Source organism: Pseudomonas sp. E1BtOHC1, from assembly GCF_058744285.1.
The window spans coordinates 223038-237790 of record NZ_CP196023.1 but is presented as its reverse complement, the minus strand read 5'-3'; the positions used below and the strand labels follow the sequence as shown (position 1 = coordinate 237790).

At 64.0% G+C, this 14753-nt stretch carries 18 protein-coding genes; 11 read left to right on the top strand and 7 right to left on the bottom strand.

What is annotated here, in order from left to right:
• The first annotated feature begins 170 nt into the window (after positions 1–170).
• Positions 171–1370: a formaldehyde dehydrogenase, glutathione-independent gene (gene fdhA, locus ACSSVC_RS01120; RefSeq protein ID WP_015637296.1), complete on the top strand. Its 1200-nt coding sequence runs from the start codon at positions 171–173 to the stop codon at positions 1368–1370.
• 226 nt (positions 1371–1596) lie between these two features.
• Here the strand turns inward: fdhA and ACSSVC_RS01115 are convergent, their stop codons facing one another.
• From ACSSVC_RS01115 to ACSSVC_RS01105, 3 genes are all read right to left on the bottom strand, one after another.
• Positions 1597–2160 (bottom strand): hypothetical protein, encoded by a 564-nt coding sequence (locus tag ACSSVC_RS01115; RefSeq protein ID WP_492611914.1) that lies wholly within the window; start codon positions 2158–2160, stop codon positions 1597–1599.
• 151 nt (positions 2161–2311) lie between these two features.
• Positions 2312–2986 carry an anti-sigma factor gene (locus tag ACSSVC_RS01110; protein ID WP_346633150.1) on the bottom strand — a complete coding sequence of 225 codons (675 nt, stop codon included), beginning with the start codon at positions 2984–2986 and terminating at the stop codon, positions 2312–2314.
• The gene (locus ACSSVC_RS01105; RefSeq protein ID WP_404937809.1) at positions 2983–3627 is read right to left on the bottom strand and encodes a sigma-70 family RNA polymerase sigma factor; all 645 of its coding nucleotides are present in this window, start codon (positions 3625–3627) and stop codon (positions 2983–2985) included. Before ACSSVC_RS01105 ends, ACSSVC_RS01110 begins: the two co-directional genes overlap by 4 nt.
• 184 nt (positions 3628–3811) lie before the next feature.
• Between ACSSVC_RS01105 and ACSSVC_RS01100 the strand changes: the two genes are divergently transcribed.
• The 4 genes from ACSSVC_RS01100 (at position 3812) to ACSSVC_RS01085 (ending at position 6841) form a co-directional block, all read left to right on the top strand.
• Positions 3812–4375 carry a DUF2780 domain-containing protein gene (locus ACSSVC_RS01100; protein WP_123726552.1) on the top strand — a complete coding sequence of 188 codons (564 nt, stop codon included), beginning with the start codon at positions 3812–3814 and terminating at the stop codon, positions 4373–4375.
• A gap of 138 nt (positions 4376–4513) precedes the next feature.
• A complete protein-coding gene (locus ACSSVC_RS01095) occupies positions 4514–4942 on the top strand; it encodes a DUF350 domain-containing protein (protein ID WP_446439337.1) in 429 nt (142 codons plus the stop codon).
• 10 nt (positions 4943–4952) lie between these two features.
• Positions 4953–5687 carry a DUF1190 domain-containing protein gene (locus tag ACSSVC_RS01090; protein ID WP_492611913.1) on the top strand — a complete coding sequence of 245 codons (735 nt, stop codon included), beginning with the start codon at positions 4953–4955 and terminating at the stop codon, positions 5685–5687.
• Positions 5684–6841 carry a glutathionylspermidine synthase family protein gene (locus ACSSVC_RS01085; protein WP_346633146.1) on the top strand — a complete coding sequence of 386 codons (1158 nt, stop codon included), beginning with the start codon at positions 5684–5686 and terminating at the stop codon, positions 6839–6841. The genes ACSSVC_RS01090 and ACSSVC_RS01085 overlap by 4 nt, the downstream gene beginning before the upstream one ends.
• Here ACSSVC_RS01085 and yihG read toward each other — a convergent pair whose 3' ends face one another.
• Positions 6842–7729 carry a 1-acylglycerol-3-phosphate O-acyltransferase, YihG family gene (yihG, locus tag ACSSVC_RS01080; RefSeq protein WP_492611912.1) on the bottom strand — a complete coding sequence of 296 codons (888 nt, stop codon included), beginning with the start codon at positions 7727–7729 and terminating at the stop codon, positions 6842–6844.
• 219 nt (positions 7730–7948) lie between these two features.
• On the opposite strand from yihG, the gene rloA2 reads away from it, so the two are divergent.
• The 5 genes from rloA2 (at position 7949) to ACSSVC_RS01055 (ending at position 12296) form a co-directional block, all read left to right on the top strand.
• Complete coding sequence (gene rloA2, locus ACSSVC_RS01075; protein ID WP_346633144.1) at positions 7949–8449, top strand: retropepsin-like aspartic peptidase RloA2; 501 nt, start codon at positions 7949–7951, stop codon at positions 8447–8449.
• 59 nt (positions 8450–8508) lie between these two features.
• Positions 8509–9189, top strand: coding sequence for a two-component system response regulator CreB (gene creB, locus ACSSVC_RS01070; protein WP_492611911.1), 681 nt, complete (start codon positions 8509–8511; stop codon positions 9187–9189).
• Entirely contained in the window at positions 9189–10607 is a 1419-nt protein-coding gene (creC, locus tag ACSSVC_RS01065; protein WP_404937806.1) for a two-component system sensor histidine kinase CreC, read from the top strand. The genes creB and creC overlap by 1 nt, the downstream gene beginning before the upstream one ends.
• Before the next feature lie 149 nt (positions 10608–10756).
• On the top strand, positions 10757–12133 hold the full coding sequence (gene creD / locus ACSSVC_RS01060) for a cell envelope integrity protein CreD (RefSeq protein WP_492611910.1): 1377 nt from the start codon (positions 10757–10759) through the stop codon (positions 12131–12133).
• The gene (locus ACSSVC_RS01055; RefSeq protein ID WP_346633140.1) at positions 12126–12296 is read left to right on the top strand and encodes a hypothetical protein; all 171 of its coding nucleotides are present in this window, start codon (positions 12126–12128) and stop codon (positions 12294–12296) included. Before creD ends, ACSSVC_RS01055 begins: the two co-directional genes overlap by 8 nt.
• Here the strand turns inward: ACSSVC_RS01055 and ACSSVC_RS01050 are convergent.
• The gene (locus ACSSVC_RS01050) at positions 12293–12922 is read right to left on the bottom strand and encodes a glutathione S-transferase (RefSeq protein ID WP_492611909.1); all 630 of its coding nucleotides are present in this window, start codon (positions 12920–12922) and stop codon (positions 12293–12295) included. The two genes, ACSSVC_RS01055 and ACSSVC_RS01050, sit on opposite strands and share 4 nt — an antisense overlap.
• Positions 12923–13032: 110 nt before the next feature.
• On the opposite strand from ACSSVC_RS01050, the gene ACSSVC_RS01045 reads away from it, so the two are divergent.
• Entirely contained in the window at positions 13033–13455 is a 423-nt protein-coding gene (locus ACSSVC_RS01045; protein WP_346633138.1) for a hypothetical protein, read from the top strand.
• On the opposite strand, the gene ACSSVC_RS01040 is transcribed toward ACSSVC_RS01045, so the two are convergent.
• Complete coding sequence (locus ACSSVC_RS01040; RefSeq protein WP_492611908.1) at positions 13433–13621, bottom strand: hypothetical protein; 189 nt, start codon at positions 13619–13621, stop codon at positions 13433–13435. The two genes, ACSSVC_RS01045 and ACSSVC_RS01040, sit on opposite strands and share 23 nt — an antisense overlap.
• Complete coding sequence (locus tag ACSSVC_RS01035; RefSeq protein ID WP_346633136.1) at positions 13618–14739, bottom strand: PepSY-associated TM helix domain-containing protein; 1122 nt, start codon at positions 14737–14739, stop codon at positions 13618–13620. The genes ACSSVC_RS01040 and ACSSVC_RS01035 overlap by 4 nt, the downstream gene beginning before the upstream one ends.
• Between the last annotated feature and the right edge of the window lie 14 nt (positions 14740–14753).

The window sequence follows — 14753 nt, the reverse complement described above, 5'->3', positions numbered from 1 at the left end:
TGATTCTTGGGGCGGCTGCGCAGCCCTTCGCGAGCAAGCTCGCTCCTACAGGCGTTGCGCCTGTTCGCGTGAAAGCGATTTTGAAAACGAAACAGCATCTGTACCCGAGCAATCCACGTGTTTCCCCTGTGGGTAACGCGGTTCCATAACAACAACAGCGAGGTGAAAGCATGTCTGGTAATCGTGGTGTCGTGTATCTCGGCAGCGGCAAGGTCGAAGTACGGAAAATCGACTATCCAAAAATGCAGGACCCGCGTGGCAGGAAGATTGAGCACGGCGTCATCCTGCGCGTGGTCTCCACCAACATCTGCGGTTCGGACCAACACATGGTCCGTGGCCGTACCACCGCCCAGGTCGGCCTGGTCCTGGGCCACGAAATCACCGGCGAAGTCATCGAGAAGGGCAGTGACGTCGAGAACCTGAAGATCGGCGATCTGGTTTCGGTGCCGTTCAACGTGGCGTGCGGGCGCTGCCGTTCCTGCAAGGAGCAACACACCGGGGTCTGCCTGACCGTCAACCCGGCCCGCGCCGGTGGTGCCTACGGCTACGTCGACATGGGCGACTGGACCGGTGGCCAGGCCGAGTACGTGCTGGTGCCTTACGCCGACTTCAACTTGCTGAAACTGCCGAATCGCGACAAGGCCATGGAGAAGATCCGCGACCTGACTTGCCTCTCCGACATCCTGCCCACCGGTTATCACGGCGCCGTCACTGCTGGCGTTGGCCCGGGCAGCACCGTTTATGTGGCCGGTGCCGGTCCGGTCGGTCTGGCGGCCGCCGCTTCTGCGCGCTTGCTGGGGGCGGCGGTGGTGATTGTCGGCGACGTCAACCCGGTGCGCCTGGCCCACGCCAAGGCCCAGGGTTTTGAAATTGCCGATCTGTCCAAGGACACCCCGTTGCACGAACAGATCGCCGATTTGCTAGGCGAGCCGGAAGTCGACTGCGCAGTGGACGCCGTGGGCTTCGAAGCCCGTGGCCACGGCCATGCCGGTGCTCAGCACGAAGCCCCGGCCACCGTGCTCAACTCGCTGATGGGCGTGGTGCGGGTGGCGGGCAAGATCGGCATTCCCGGCCTGTACGTCACCGAAGACCCGGGAGCCGTGGACGCCGCGGCGAAGATGGGCAGCCTGAGCATCCGCTTCGGCCTGGGCTGGGCCAAGTCCCACAGCTTCCACACCGGCCAGACCCCGGTGATGAAATACAACCGCCAACTGATGCAGGCCATCATGTGGGACCGCATCAACATTGCCGACGTGGTGGGGGTTGAAGTCATCAGCCTCGACGACGCCCCGCGCGGCTATGGCGAGTTCGACGCCGGCGTGCCGAAGAAATTCGTCATCGACCCGCACAAGCTGTTCAGCGCTGCCTGAGGACCGTCAGCCTTTGGGTTGAAGCCTGTCAGTCACTTAAAACGCCGCCTTCTCTTGCCGAGAACGCGGCGTTTTTTTCTTCTGGGGGGAGGCACTTTCAATCAGGCGATCAGTGTGGCGCACAAGCGCCGTCCCAGCACATCCATCAGGTCGCAGCCATCGGTTGATGTCTTGCAGGAATTGTCGGTTGTTCGGCGAGTGCTCGGTAACGGTTGCGGATGGTGAGTCAATAGCCTCTACCCGGGTAGTCGAACCAGTGTTCGCCACTCAGGATTTCCTTTATGTCGGTCTCGGCCAGGATGCCTGGCGCATCCCGCTGGAAGCGCGAGCGCCACTGGGGCAGCCACCAGTAGTTCAGCGCCGTGCCTCTTGGTATCAGCACCAGGGTCAGGACGGGGCGGTCCATGGCGCCGCGCTGGTACAGCTGGTGGCTGCGGTCCATGAGGTCCAGGTAGTAGTCGAGGGGCAGGGACAGCATCAGGGCCGTGGTATGCACCTTTTCTGTCTGGGTTCGCTCTGGGTCCTGCAGCAGGTTCAGGGCTTCGCAGTAGTAACGCTCGGGTTGGCGGGCGAACGCCTGGGCCTCGGCAACGCCAAGAATGCCCAAGGCACTGCCGTCGTCGCGCCAGTCGGCTCCCTGGCGATCGCTGAAGTGCTGGCGGATGAAGCCGGTCAGGGGGCCCGGGGCCGCGTCGGTGCATTGGCTGCTATCGACCGGGGTGCCGATTCGCCAGAGGAACAGGGCCGTTGCCAGGGCCAGCAGGATGCAGCTGTATAGCGCAGCTCTCATAAGAGTCCGTTCGGTTGATGGCGCCAGGTGGCGCGGGGTCTTCCATGGCAGGCAGGGGGGCTGTCTGCAAAGGCGTGGGTGGGGGCCTGGGCGCGGAGTTTACCTTGAGGGCGTTCGCGGGCAAGCCCGCTCCTACGCCAGCGGGTGCCGGTTACAGCACTGTAAGTTGTCCCTGGTACAGCACCGGCCCGGTGGGTTGCCCGGTAGGCGAGCCGCCGTGGGGTTCGAGGCTCACCGCCAGGGCGATCGGGGTGCCCAGCAGCTCGCGCTGGGCCGGGCTCAGGTTGATCTTGCCTTTGCCCCCCACCGGCACCACGCCGAGGGAAATCGGCTGGCCGTCGGCAGGGATCGCCCAGAGTTCCAGGCTGCGGTCCAGGCCAACAGCCGCCAGGGTCAGGGGTTCGACTTGCAGGTACTGGGCGTGAGCCTTGATCCGCAGCGCCGGTTGCTGGTCGGCGCTGAGCAGGGTGGCGCTGTAGCGCACCTGATCGCTTTGCTGGATAAAGCCGATGTACAGGGTCGCCACGACTGCGCAGGCGGCAATCGCCAGGCGCAGGCGCATCCACAGTGGATTTTTCTTCGGTACATGCAGGACCTGGGGTTCGATGCGTGCCTGGATACCCTCCCAGACCCGCTCCGGCACCACCTCTTCAGGCAAGGCGTCGGTCAAAGGGGCCAGGCTTTCCTGCCACTGCGCCAGTTCTTCACGCAGGGCGGTGTCATCCAGCAAGAGCATTTCAAAGCGCCGGCGTGCGGCGCCCTGCATCAGGCCGATGGCGTAGTCGGCGGCCAGGGCGCGGCGTCGTTCAGGGGTTTGATAGTTCATGCTTCAAGGCACCGGCGCAGGCGTTCCATGCCCCGGCGAATCCAGGATTTCACCGAGCCCAGGGGCGCCGCCAAGTGTTCGGCCAGCTCCGAGCAGGACAGGCCCTGGAAGTAGGCCACGGTGATGGATTGGCGTTGCATGCCGTCGAGGTTTTCCAGACAGCGGTTCAGGGCCTGGGCTTGGCGCGCGCTGTCCAGTTGTTCGTGGGCTGAAGGGCTTTGGTCCTCCAGCTGTTGTTCTTCGAACTCGCCCAACGGCCGTTCGCGGTGTTTGCGCAACTGGTCGATGGCCTGGTTGCGGGTGATGTTGATCATCCAGGTCAGGGGCGCGGACAGGTGCGGCTGGTAGCGCACGGCGTTGTTCCAGATGCGCACGAAGCTTTCCTGCAGCACCTCTTCGGCCAGATCGCGGCGGCCCATGAAGCGCAGGGCGACGCCGTGCAGGCGTGGCGCAACACTGCGATAGAGGGTTTCGAAGGCCCGGCGATCGCCCAGTGAACACTGGGCCAGCAGGTGCCGCAGCTGATCGGTGTCGAGGGTCGAGATAGCGGTTCTCCTGGCAGGAACTGGGGCAAGGGGCAACGACAGACGCCGACTGACGCAGCCAAAGATTAGTCCAGGGGGGGCGGTTGTTCCATTCACGTCCTGTTGCCTCGTGCCGGGGCTGGGATAGGCGCTTGTGAACGATATACGTAGCAGCAGCGGGCCTGGATGCAGCCGCCGGACGGCAGGGTGGGTGTCGGAACATTCGCCGTCGGCCTCAGTCAAAACACTGTTTTCCCGCTGCCCGAATCCGGGTGGTTTCTCGCCCCATGAGGTTGTTTCGATGAATATTCCACGCGGTTTCGCCCTGGCTACCCTGATGACCCTGGCAGCCGGTTCGGCTTTGGCCGGCGGTTTCAGCCTGAACGATGCGGCCAATGCCATTGCCGGCATGCAGGGCGGCGACAAGGCCGCTGCTGCCGCACCGACCTCCCAGACCGCCGGTCTGCTGGGCACCCTGTCGCAACTCAATGTCACCCCTGAGCAAGCCGTCGGCGGCACCGGCGCCATGCTCGGCCTGGCGAAGAATCAACTGAGCAGTTCGGACTATTCACAACTGAGCAAAAGCGTACCGGGCCTGGACCAGCTCTCGGGCAGCAACGCCCTGGGCAGTTTGGGCGCCTTGGGCGGCCTGCTCGGTCAGTCTTCCGGTAAAACCGCCGGCCTGGACAGCGCCCTGGGCAACGTCAAGGACACCAATGACTTGAACAACGCCTTTGGTGCCCTGGGCATGGACAGCGGCATGATCGGCCAGTTTGCCCCGTTGATCCTGCAGTACCTGGGCCAGCAGGGCGTCGGCGGTTCTCTGCTGCAAAGCCTGAGCGGCATTTGGGGCGTGGCCAAGTAACGCCCTGCAGCCCCGGCGCCGGGCGCGTTGGGGCTTTTCCTGATTGTTGATGCACTCGTCTTTACCTTTCCTGGAGTTTTCGTCGAATCGGGCCTGTGCTATATCTCGCGCCCCGTTTTCCAAGGAAGCTTGAACGCGATGTTCATGGATGCACTGAAGATGTCTCTGCCCGCCGATGCGGTGCTCGGTTTCATGCTCTACATGCTGGGCGCTGCCCTGGTCTTTGCCCTCTACGCGTTCATCTACACGCGCCTGACGCCTTATAACGAATTCGCCCTGATCCGCCAGGGCAACAGTGCCGCGTCGATCGCCCTGTCCGGTGCCTTGCTGGGCTTTGCGATTCCGGTGGCCAGCGCAATTTCCCATTCCATTTCGATCATCGATTTCCTGCTCTGGGCCGGCGTCGCCGCGGTGGTGCAATTGCTCACGTTCCTGGTGGTCAGCCTGATCCTCAAGGGGCTGTCCCAGCGCATCGCCAACCAGGAAAACGCCGCAGCGATCCTGGTGGCTTCGGTCTCTGTCGGTGTCGGCCTGCTGAATGCGGCCTGCATGACCCCATCGGTCTGAGGGCGTCGGCATGAAGCGCAGTAAAAGTGTGCGCCTGGTGCTGCTGGGCAGCGTGCCGTTCGCCCTGGCCGCCTGTGACGGTCAGCCCCAGGCGACCCGGGAAGTGCGCCAAACCCAGAACTTCACCAGTCTGAGTGAATGCGAGCGAGCACAGATCCCGTTGGCGATCTGCCAGGCGGCTCGGGCTGATGCCAGCGAGCGTGGAGAGAGCGTGGCCCCGCGTTACCTGGATCTGCAACGCTGTGAGGAGGAGTTCTTCACGGGCAAGTGCATGGTCTCCCGGGACAACCGCGCCTACGTGCCGCTTTCCAGCGGCTTTGCCCTGACCACTCAGCGCACGGTGCCGGTCGAGCCCGAGGAAGAACAGCAACAGAGCAGCTCCAGCAGCAGTTCAGGTAGCAGCAGCAGCAGTGGTGGTGGTGGTGGTGGTGGCCGTAGCAGCAACTCCTCCAGCACCGGTTCCAGCTTCTGGCGCTGGATCGGCCTGGACTCGACCCCGGAGCCGCGCTATTTCAGCGAGCCCCTGTATCAGGAGCGCGACGGTCGCGGCGGTACGCGACTGAGCACCCTCAGCCAGCAGGTGGAGGCCGGCAAGACCTTCTCCGGCGCCAACGGTGGACGCTTCGGTATTTCCAGCCCAGAACACTTCACCAGCGCCGGCAACTCCCTGGCCGGTGCCCATGAAGTGGTCAGCCGCAGCGGCTTCGGTTCCTCCAGCCACAGCAGTTGGAGCTTCGGTTCTTGAAACGCATCCCCAGCACCCCGCGGGCGGACTGGCAGGCCACGGCGGAACAACTGGGCTTCGCTTTCCACACCTTCGACGGCGAGCCTTACTGGGACGAGTCGGCGTATTACCGCTTCAACCTGCGACAGATCGAGGACGACCTGGAAGACCCGACCCAGGAACTGCACGAGCTGTGCATGGCCCTGGTGGCCGAGGTGGTGGACAGCGAAGAGTTGCTGGAGCGCCTGGCCATCCCCGAGGCCTTCCATGAGTTGATCCGCCAGTCCTGGAAGCAGGGCGAGCCCCATCTCTATGGGCGCATGGACCTGTGCTACGACGGCGCAGGTCCGGCCAAGCTCCTGGAAACCAACTACGACACGCCGACCTCGCTGTATGAGGCGAGCTTCTTCCAGTACGTCTGGCTCGAACAGCAGATGCAGCGCGGACAACTGCCGGCGGGCTGCGATCAGTTCAACAGCATCGAAGACAAGCTGCTCCAGGCCTTCGTCCAGGGTGGCTTCAAGTCGCCGATGCACTTCGCCTCGGTCAGGGACTCGCTTGAGGATCGCGGCACCGTCGAATACCTGCGGGACATCGCCCGTCAGGCCGGCCTGGGTACGCGGCTGATCGATATCGAGGCGATTGGCCTGAATGCCGGCGGGCGTTTTGTCGACCTGCTGGGCACGCCCATTGAAAGCCTGTTCAAGCTCTATCCCTGGGAGCATTTGTTCAACGAAGCCTTTGGCCCGGCGATTGCCGGCAGCGGCACGCAGTTTGTCGAGCCGCCGTGGAAGGCGATCCTGTCCAACAAGGGCGCCATGGCCCTGCTCTGGGAGCGGCACGCGGGGCACCCGAACCTGCTGCCGTCGTTCATCGACGACGCCCCCTGCGCCAGCCTGAATGCGGGCTGGGTGCGCAAGCCGTTCTTTTCCCGTGAAGGGGCCAATGTGGAAATCTGCACCGCGGGTGGCGAGCGTTTGATCGAAGCCGGGCCCTACGGTGGTGGCCCCTGTATCCGCCAGCAGTTTCAGCCGCTGCCGACCTTTGCCGGTAATCACACAGTGATCGGCAGTTGGGTGATCGGCGATCAGCCGGCGGGGATTGGCATTCGTGAGGACAACTCGCCGATCACCAAGGACAGCAGCCGCTTCCTGCCCCACGTGATCATCGATTGATCAGCGGTTTTCGCTCAGCAGTTCGCTGATGCGCTGGTCCTTGTCGGTCCATAGCCGGTTGACCCAGTCCTGCACTTGCTGGCGGAACGCCGGGTCGTTTTCGTAATCGCCGTGCCACAGCGACGGGTCCAGCTCGCGGGTACGGATGTCGATGATCACCTTGGGCACGCTGCCGCAGATCAGGTCCCAAAAACCGGGGGTGCGTGCTTGTGGATAGACCACAGTCACATCCAGCACCGCGTCCAGTTGTTCACCCAGGGCTGCGAGAACGAAGGCCACGCCGCCAGCCTTGGGCTTGAGCAGGTGCTGGAAGGGGGAGTTCTGCTGCTGGCGCTTGGCTGGGGTGAAACGGGTGCCCTCCAGGTAGTTGACCACGGTCACTGGCTGGCGCTTGAACAGCTCGCAGGCAGCCTTGGTGATTTCCAGGTCCTTGCCTTGCAGTTCCGGGTGCTTGGCCAGGAACGCCTTGCTGTAGCGCTTCATGAAGGGGTAGTCCAGGGCCCACCAGGCCAGACCGAGGAAGGGCACCCAGATCAGTTCCTTCTTGAGGAAAAACTTGAAGAACGGCGTGCGCCGGTTGAGGGTCTGGATCAGCGCCGGGATGTCGACCCAGGATTGGTGGTTGCTCACCACCAGGTAGGAGGTGTCTTCACGCAGGCCTTCGCCGCCGCGGATGTCCCAGTGGGTAGGGATGCACAGGGCAAAGATCAGCTTGTCGATTTCGGCCCAGGTTTCGGCGATCCACATCACCGCCGCGGAAGCGTAGTCCCGCAGGCGCCCCGGGAGGACCAGCTTGAGCAGGGCAAACACCATCAGCGGGCCGAACAGCACCAGGGTGTTGAGCAGCAGGAGCAGGGTGACGAAACAGCCGGTGAGCAGGCGGCGCATAAGGCACTCTTTACAATCTTTTGGGCGCGCCATGATAAGCAGCTTCGCCGGACAGGCCAAATGCTAGTGTGCTGACGAATGTTTCACTTGGGGACGGGTAGGGTGTTGGGCAGGCTGGGCCTCTTCGCCGGCAAGCCGGCTCCTGCAGGGCAGGGGTAGAACCAATTCGTTGGCAGCGGTCTAAAATCCCGCTGCCCCTCTCACAAGGAATCCACTGTCGTGAAATCTGTCCTTGCTCTTGTTTCTCTGTTGGCGCTGCCGGTGATGGCCGCCGAGCCGACGCTGTATGGCCGTTACGAATACATCCGCCTGCCGGAAATCGGTGAAACCCTGCAGGCCAAGATGGACACCGGAGCCCTGACCGCTTCGCTGTCGGCCAAGGATATCCAGACCTTTACCCGCGACGGCGAGGACTGGGTGCGTTTCCGCCTGGCCACCAAGGATGCCGGGAGCAAGGTCTATGAACACAAGGTGGCGCGGATCAGCAAGATCAAGAGCCGTTCCGACGAGGGCGATGAGGTTGAAGAACCGCAGTCGGCCAAGCGCCCGGTGGTGGAACTGGAAATGTGCCTGGGCAACGTCAAGCGCACGGTGGAGGTCAACCTCACCGACCGCAGCAGCTTCAACTACCCGCTGCTGATCGGCGCCAAGGCTCTGCGTGAATTCGGCGCGGCGGTGAACCCGGCGCGGCGTTATACCGCAGACAAGCCCGACTGCTGATTGACGGCTTACCGGGCATCCGGCACCGTTCGCCCACTGAATTTGCGTGCTTGGATGCCATGCCCCATATCCTGATTGTCGAAGACGAAGCGGCGATTGCCGACACCCTGATCTTTGCCCTGCAAGGCGAAGGTTTCACCACCACTTGGCTGAGCCTGGGCCGCGGGGCCCTGGACTATCAGCGGGCCACCCCGGCGGACCTGATCATCCTCGATATCGGTCTGCCGGATATCAGCGGCTTTGAAACCTGCAAGGAGCTGCGCCGCTTCAGCGAGGTGCCGGTGATGTTCCTCAGCGCCCGGGACGGTGAGATCGACCGGGTGGTGGGGCTGGAGATCGGTGCCGACGACTATGTGGTCAAGCCTTTCAGCCCGCGGGAAGTGGCGGCGCGGGTCAAGGCGATCCTCAAGCGCATGACCCCGCGAGCCGCCCCCGAACCGGCGATGGCCTTGTTTGCTATCGACGCGGAACGGGTGCAGATCAGTTATCGGGCCCAGCCCCTGAGCCTGACCCGGCATGAATTCCGTCTGTTGCAATGTCTGCTGGAGCAGCCCGAGCGAGTCTTCAGCCGCGAGCAACTGCTGGACGCCCTGGGGGTGGTGGCGGATGTGGGCTACGAGCGCAATATCGACAGCCACATCAAAAGCCTGCGGGCCAAGTTGCGCCTGGTGGCGGCCCAGGCCGAGCCAATCCAGACCCATCGCGGCCTGGGCTACAGCTACAGCCCGAGTCACGCCTGATGACTCTGGGCATCCGCATCTTCCTGGTCTATCTGCTGTTCATCAGCCTGACTGGCTATTTCGTGCTGAGCACGGTGATGAAGGAGATCCGCCCCGGCGTGCGCCAGTCCACCGAGGAAACCCTGGTGGACACCGCCAACCTGCTGGCGGAGATCCTGCGGGACGATTTCAAGGCCGGCACCCTCAGCGAAAACCGCTGGCCGCAGCTGCTGCGCGCTTACGGCGAGCGGCAACCGGCAGCGACCATCTGGGGCCTGCCGAAGAATCAGGTCAACCACCGTATCTACGTCACCGACGCCAAGGGCATCGTGGTCCTGGACTCCAGCGGCCTGGCGGTGGGCCAGGATTATTCGCGCTGGAATGACGTGTACCTGACCCTGCGTGGCCAGTACGGCGCCCGTTCGTCGCGCTCGCTGGCCGACGATCCCAACTCCTCGGTGATGCACGTGGGCGCGCCGATCCGTGACAACGGCCAGATCATCGGCGTGGTCACCGTGGCCAAGCCCAACAGTTCCCTGCAGCCCTATGTCGACCGCACCGAACGCCGCCTGCTGTGGTACGGCGCCGGGCTGATCGCCATGGGCCTGCTGTTTGGTGCCTTGCTGTCCTGGTGGCTGAGCGCAGCGCTGCGACGCATGACCGCTTACGCCCTGGCGGTCAGCGAAGGCCGTCGCGCCGAGCTGCCGCACTATCGCGGCGGCGAGCTGGAGCAACTGGCGACGGCGGTGGAACACATGCGCACCCAGCTCGAAGGCAAGGCCTATGTGGAGCGCTACGTGCACACCCTGACCCACGAGCTCAAGAGCCCCCTGGCGGCGATTCGCGGCGCGGCGGAGCTGCTGCAAAGCGAGATGCCCCTGGAGCAGCGCCAGCGCTTCGTCGGCAATATCGACAGCGAAAGCGCACGCATGCAGCAGCTGATCGAGCGCCTGTTGAACCTGGCGCAAGTGGAACAGCGCCAGGGCCTGGAAGAGCGGATCAGCGTGCCCCTGGCGCCCTTGTGCAAGGAACTGCTCGACAGCCAGCACGGGCGTATCGAAGGCAAACAGCTGCAGGTGGAATTGACGGTGCCGGCGGACCTGGCCTGGTCCGGCGAGCCGTTCCTGCTACGCCAGGCCCTGGGCAATCTGCTGACCAACGCCCTGGACTTCAGTCCCGTGGGCGGCCTGCTGCGTTGCAGCGCGCAACGGGTGGAGCAGGGCGTGGAACTGGTCCTGTTCAACCAGGGCGAGCCGATTCCGGACTACGCCCTGCCGCGCCTGTGCGAGCGTTTCTATTCCCTGCCGCGCCCGGACAGCGGGCGCAAGAGTACGGGCCTGGGGCTGAACTTCGTCGAGGAAGTGGTGCAACTGCATGGCGGCCAGATGCACATTGCCAACGTCCCAGGCGGGGTACAGGTGAGCGTGCGCCTGCCCTGATCAAGCGGACTTGAAGGGGGGATGTGACGAGGGAGCAAGCGCCCTCGCCACACAGGCCCTGGGGATTCTCCACAGAGTCTCCACATTGTCCCCATAAAACCCCCATGGCTGCGTCCCAGACTCTCCCCCATTCGAACCGGGAGAGCCTCATGAACCGTAACTTGACCTTTAAACTCGGGGCCATCGGCCTGCTGATCCTGCTGTTGCTGATCCCGCTCTTGATGATCAGTGGCCTGATCGGCGAGCGGCAGTCCCTGCGCGACGGCGTGCTCGACGATATCGCCCGCAGCTCCAGCACCCAGCAGCAGATCAGCGGCCCGGTGATGGTGGTGGATTACCGCCAGACCGTGCGCACCTGGAAGACCGACGAAAAAACCAAGAAACGCTACCAGGAAACCAGCGAGGAGCAAGGGCGGCTGTTCTTCCTGCCGGAGCATTTCGAGCTGGACGGCAAGGCCCAGACCGAGCTGCGGGCCCGGGGCATCTATGAGGCGCGGCTGTTCCATGCCGACAACCACATCAGTGGCCACTTTGTGGTTCCCGAGCAGTACGGCATCAAGGATAACTTCGCCGACTACCAGTTCGACCAGCCATTCCTGGCGGTGGGTATCAGTGATATCCGCGGTATCGAAAACGCCCTGCAACTGCAGCTCAATGGCCAGACCCTGGACTTCGCCCCGGGCACCTTCGTCAGTTGGCTGGATGAAGGCGTGCACGTGATGCTGCCGCCCCTTGACCTGAAGAAAGGCACCCGCCTGGACTTCGCCTTCGACCTGCGCCTGCAGGGCACCGGGCAGTTGCAGGTGCTGCCGGTGGGCAAGACCAGCAAGGTGCTGCTGACGGCCAACTGGCCTCACCCAAGCTTTGTCGGCAACTACCTGCCGGTGCAGCGGGAGGTCACCGAGCAGGGCTTTTCGGCGCTCTGGCAGACCTCGTTCTTCTCCACCAACCTGCAGCAGGCCCTGGATCGTTGCGTGATCACCAGTGAGTGTCGCGACTTTAATGGCCGCAGTTTTGGCGTGAGCTTCATCGACCCGGTGGACCAGTACCTGAAAAGCGATCGGGCGATCAAATATGCGTTGCTGTTCATCGGCCTGACCTTTGCCGGGTTCTTCCTCTTCGAGGTGCTCAAGAGCCTGTCGGTCCACCCGATCCAATACGGCCTGGTGGGCGTGGCCCTGGCGTTCTTCTACCTGTTGCTGCTGTCGCTGTCCGAGCACTTGGGCTTCGAGCTGGCGTATGGCCTGTCGGCGGCGGCCTGTGTCGGCCTGATCGGTTTCTATGTCAGCCATGTGCTGCACAGCTGGCGCAATGGTGCGGCCTTTGCGGCGGGGCTGGCGGCTTTGTATGGCTTGCTCTACGGCCTGCTCAGCGCCGAGGACTACGCGCTGCTGATGGGTTCGCTGCTGCTGTTTGGTCTGTTGGGCGTGTTCATGGTGCTGACTCGCAAGCTGGACTGGTATGGCATTGGCTTGCGCAAGGAGCCGGCACCCTTGCAGTTCGATCTGGAGGTGGTGCGTGAGTAGGTCGTTGGGGTTGCGCGAGGATCAGCGTCTGCGGGAAAGCCTGACGCTGCGCATTGGCGAGTTGTTTCCGCTGGAGGCGTGGTGGCTGGTGCGCCAGCAAGCCACGCCCCGTGCTGTAGGAGCCGGCTTGCCGGCGAAAAGGCCCGATCGCCTGACCGATTAGAGCGGCGGTCGGGTCTCGAGCATCGAAGGCCGCTGACTGACCTCGAAGTACCAGACAGCGAGGCCGGGCTGTTGCTGGCGCCACGCCAGGTCCGGATGGCGGAAGTCCAGGTAAGCCAAGGCACAGGCGACGCTGATGGCGGCCACGTCGAAGTGGCTGGTCAGCTCGGCCAGCGCCTCGGCCTCAAGCACTGCCAGGGCTCGCCGGATCTTGTCACGCTGGCCTTCGAGCCACGGCTCCCAGTGGTGTTCCGGTGGCCGCAGGGTCAGCTCGTAACGCACCAGCACGGCGGCCTCCATGATCCCGTCGGCCAGGGCCGCCAGGGTCAGGCGCCGCCAGCGGGACGAACCCTCTCGGGGAATCAGTGGGTTGCCGACATGTTGCTGGTCCAGGTACTCGAGGATCACCCGACTGTCGTAGAGCACTTGGCCGTTGGCCAGGCGCAGGGCAGGAATCTTGCCCAGGGGGTTGTCCTGGTTCAGCGCGCTGTCCGGGTTTACCGGGGTCAGTTGGCAGGCTTGCAGGGCCACACGGTTGAGCTGCCCGGTTTCGTGCAGCAGCACCATGATTTTGCGTACGTAAGGTGATGCCCGGTTGTGGAACAGCGTCATGCTTGGGGTAGACATGAATATTCCTCGCGGTTGGGAGCGGAGCACAGGCTCGCGGCCCGAGGATCTTAGCGCAGCCTGTGGCACTGGCCACAGGGGCGGCATAAGGGACAGACAAGGAGTGATGAATGCGCAGGTCCTATCTTTTGCACGGGCTGTACAGTCTGGCCCTGACTCTGTTGGGTGGGCTGGCGGTGTACCTGGCCCTGCAATACGAGTTTCGTCGCCATGGCGAGGGTGAGCCCGAGCTGATCATGGCGTTTGCCTATATGGCCTGGTACTGGGCGCTGCCGGCGTTGGCCCTGCCGGCTCTGGTGTGCGGGCTGCTGGGCCTGCGTGGCCCCGAGCCGGTGACCCGGCCCTGGCGTTGGAGCCTGGCGGCGAGCTATGTGCCACTGCTGGGGCTGGCGCTGTTTTGCGTACTGGTCGCGGCTGAGGCGCTGCTGGAAAACCGCGTGTTCATTCCGGTGCTGCTGATCAGCCTGGGGCTGTCGGTGTATCTGTGGCGCGGTTTTCCCTCGGCTGCCGTCAAGCCGCTCGCCCGCGCCTGAACAAGCCCCGAAGGGCGATCAGCGCCGGCAGGCCGAGGCCGAGCCAACTCAGGCTGTCCCAGAACCCATCCCCCAGCAGCGCGGCGAACAGGCCACCGGCGCTGAGCAGGGCCAGGGCCAGCGGCACCCTGAAGACTTTCCAGAAGTTCGATGGCCGAGTCTTCATGGGCGCACCTGCGCAACCGACTTCGCAGCACGCCGGCGGACTGTCCACAGGTACAGGCCACTGCCCAGGACAATGATGGTCAGCCCATCCAGGGTCGCCCACAGCACCTTCATCGGCATGCCGCCGTAGTCACCGAAGTGCAGCGGCTGGGACATGCCCATGGCATCCATGTACCAGGGGCGCGTGCCCACGGCAGTGACCTGCAGGGTGCCGGCGTCGATCAGCACCGGGGTCAGCAGGTGCGAAGTCAGGTGGCTGCTGCCCTTGAGGAACACCGCGTAGTGGTGCTCGCTGGAGAAGCGCGTACCGGGGAAGGCGATGAAGTCCGGCTGCATGCCCGGAGCCGCGTCCCGGGCGATATCCAGCAGGCGGCTGGCCGGTGCCAGTGCGGCCAGCGGCGGGGCGTCGCGGTAGGGTGCGACCATGGCGCTGAGGCTGTCGTTGCGCCAGGCGGCGATGATCAGGTCGGCGCAGGCGCTGATGACCCCGGTCACCCCCACCACCAATGCCCAGGTCAAGGTCACCACGCCAATCAGGTTGTGCAGGTCGAGCCAGCGCAGGCGGGTGGATTTGTCCTGGCGCACGCTGGCGAATTTCAAGCGACGCATGAACGGCAGGTAGAGCACCGTGCCGGAGATGATCGCCAGCACAAACAGCAGGCCCATGAAGGCCAGCAGCAGCTTGCCCGGCAGCCCGGCGAACATGTCCACATGCAGGCGCAGCATGACCATCATCAACCCGCCATTGGCCGAAGGCATGGCCACGGCTTCGCCGGTGCGGGCGTCGAGCATGAAGGTGTGGGAGGAATTGGGCTCGGTGCCGGCGGTCTTGGCCATGATCGCCATCACGCCGTTGGGCTCGTCTTCGTCCCAGCCGAAGTACTGCATGACTTCGCCGGGGCGGTGGGCTTCGGCGGCCTTGACCAGCTGTTGCAGGTCCAGGTGCGGGGTGTCGGCGGGCATTTGCCGCAGCTCGGGGGAGTCCCCCAGCAGGTGGTCGATCTCGTGGTGAAAGATCAGCGGCAGGCCGGTAAGCGCCAGCATCAGCAGGAACACCGTGCAGATCAGGCTGGTCCAGGTGTGGATAAAGGACCAGCGGCGGATTGTCTTGCTTTTCATCAAGGCTCCAACAG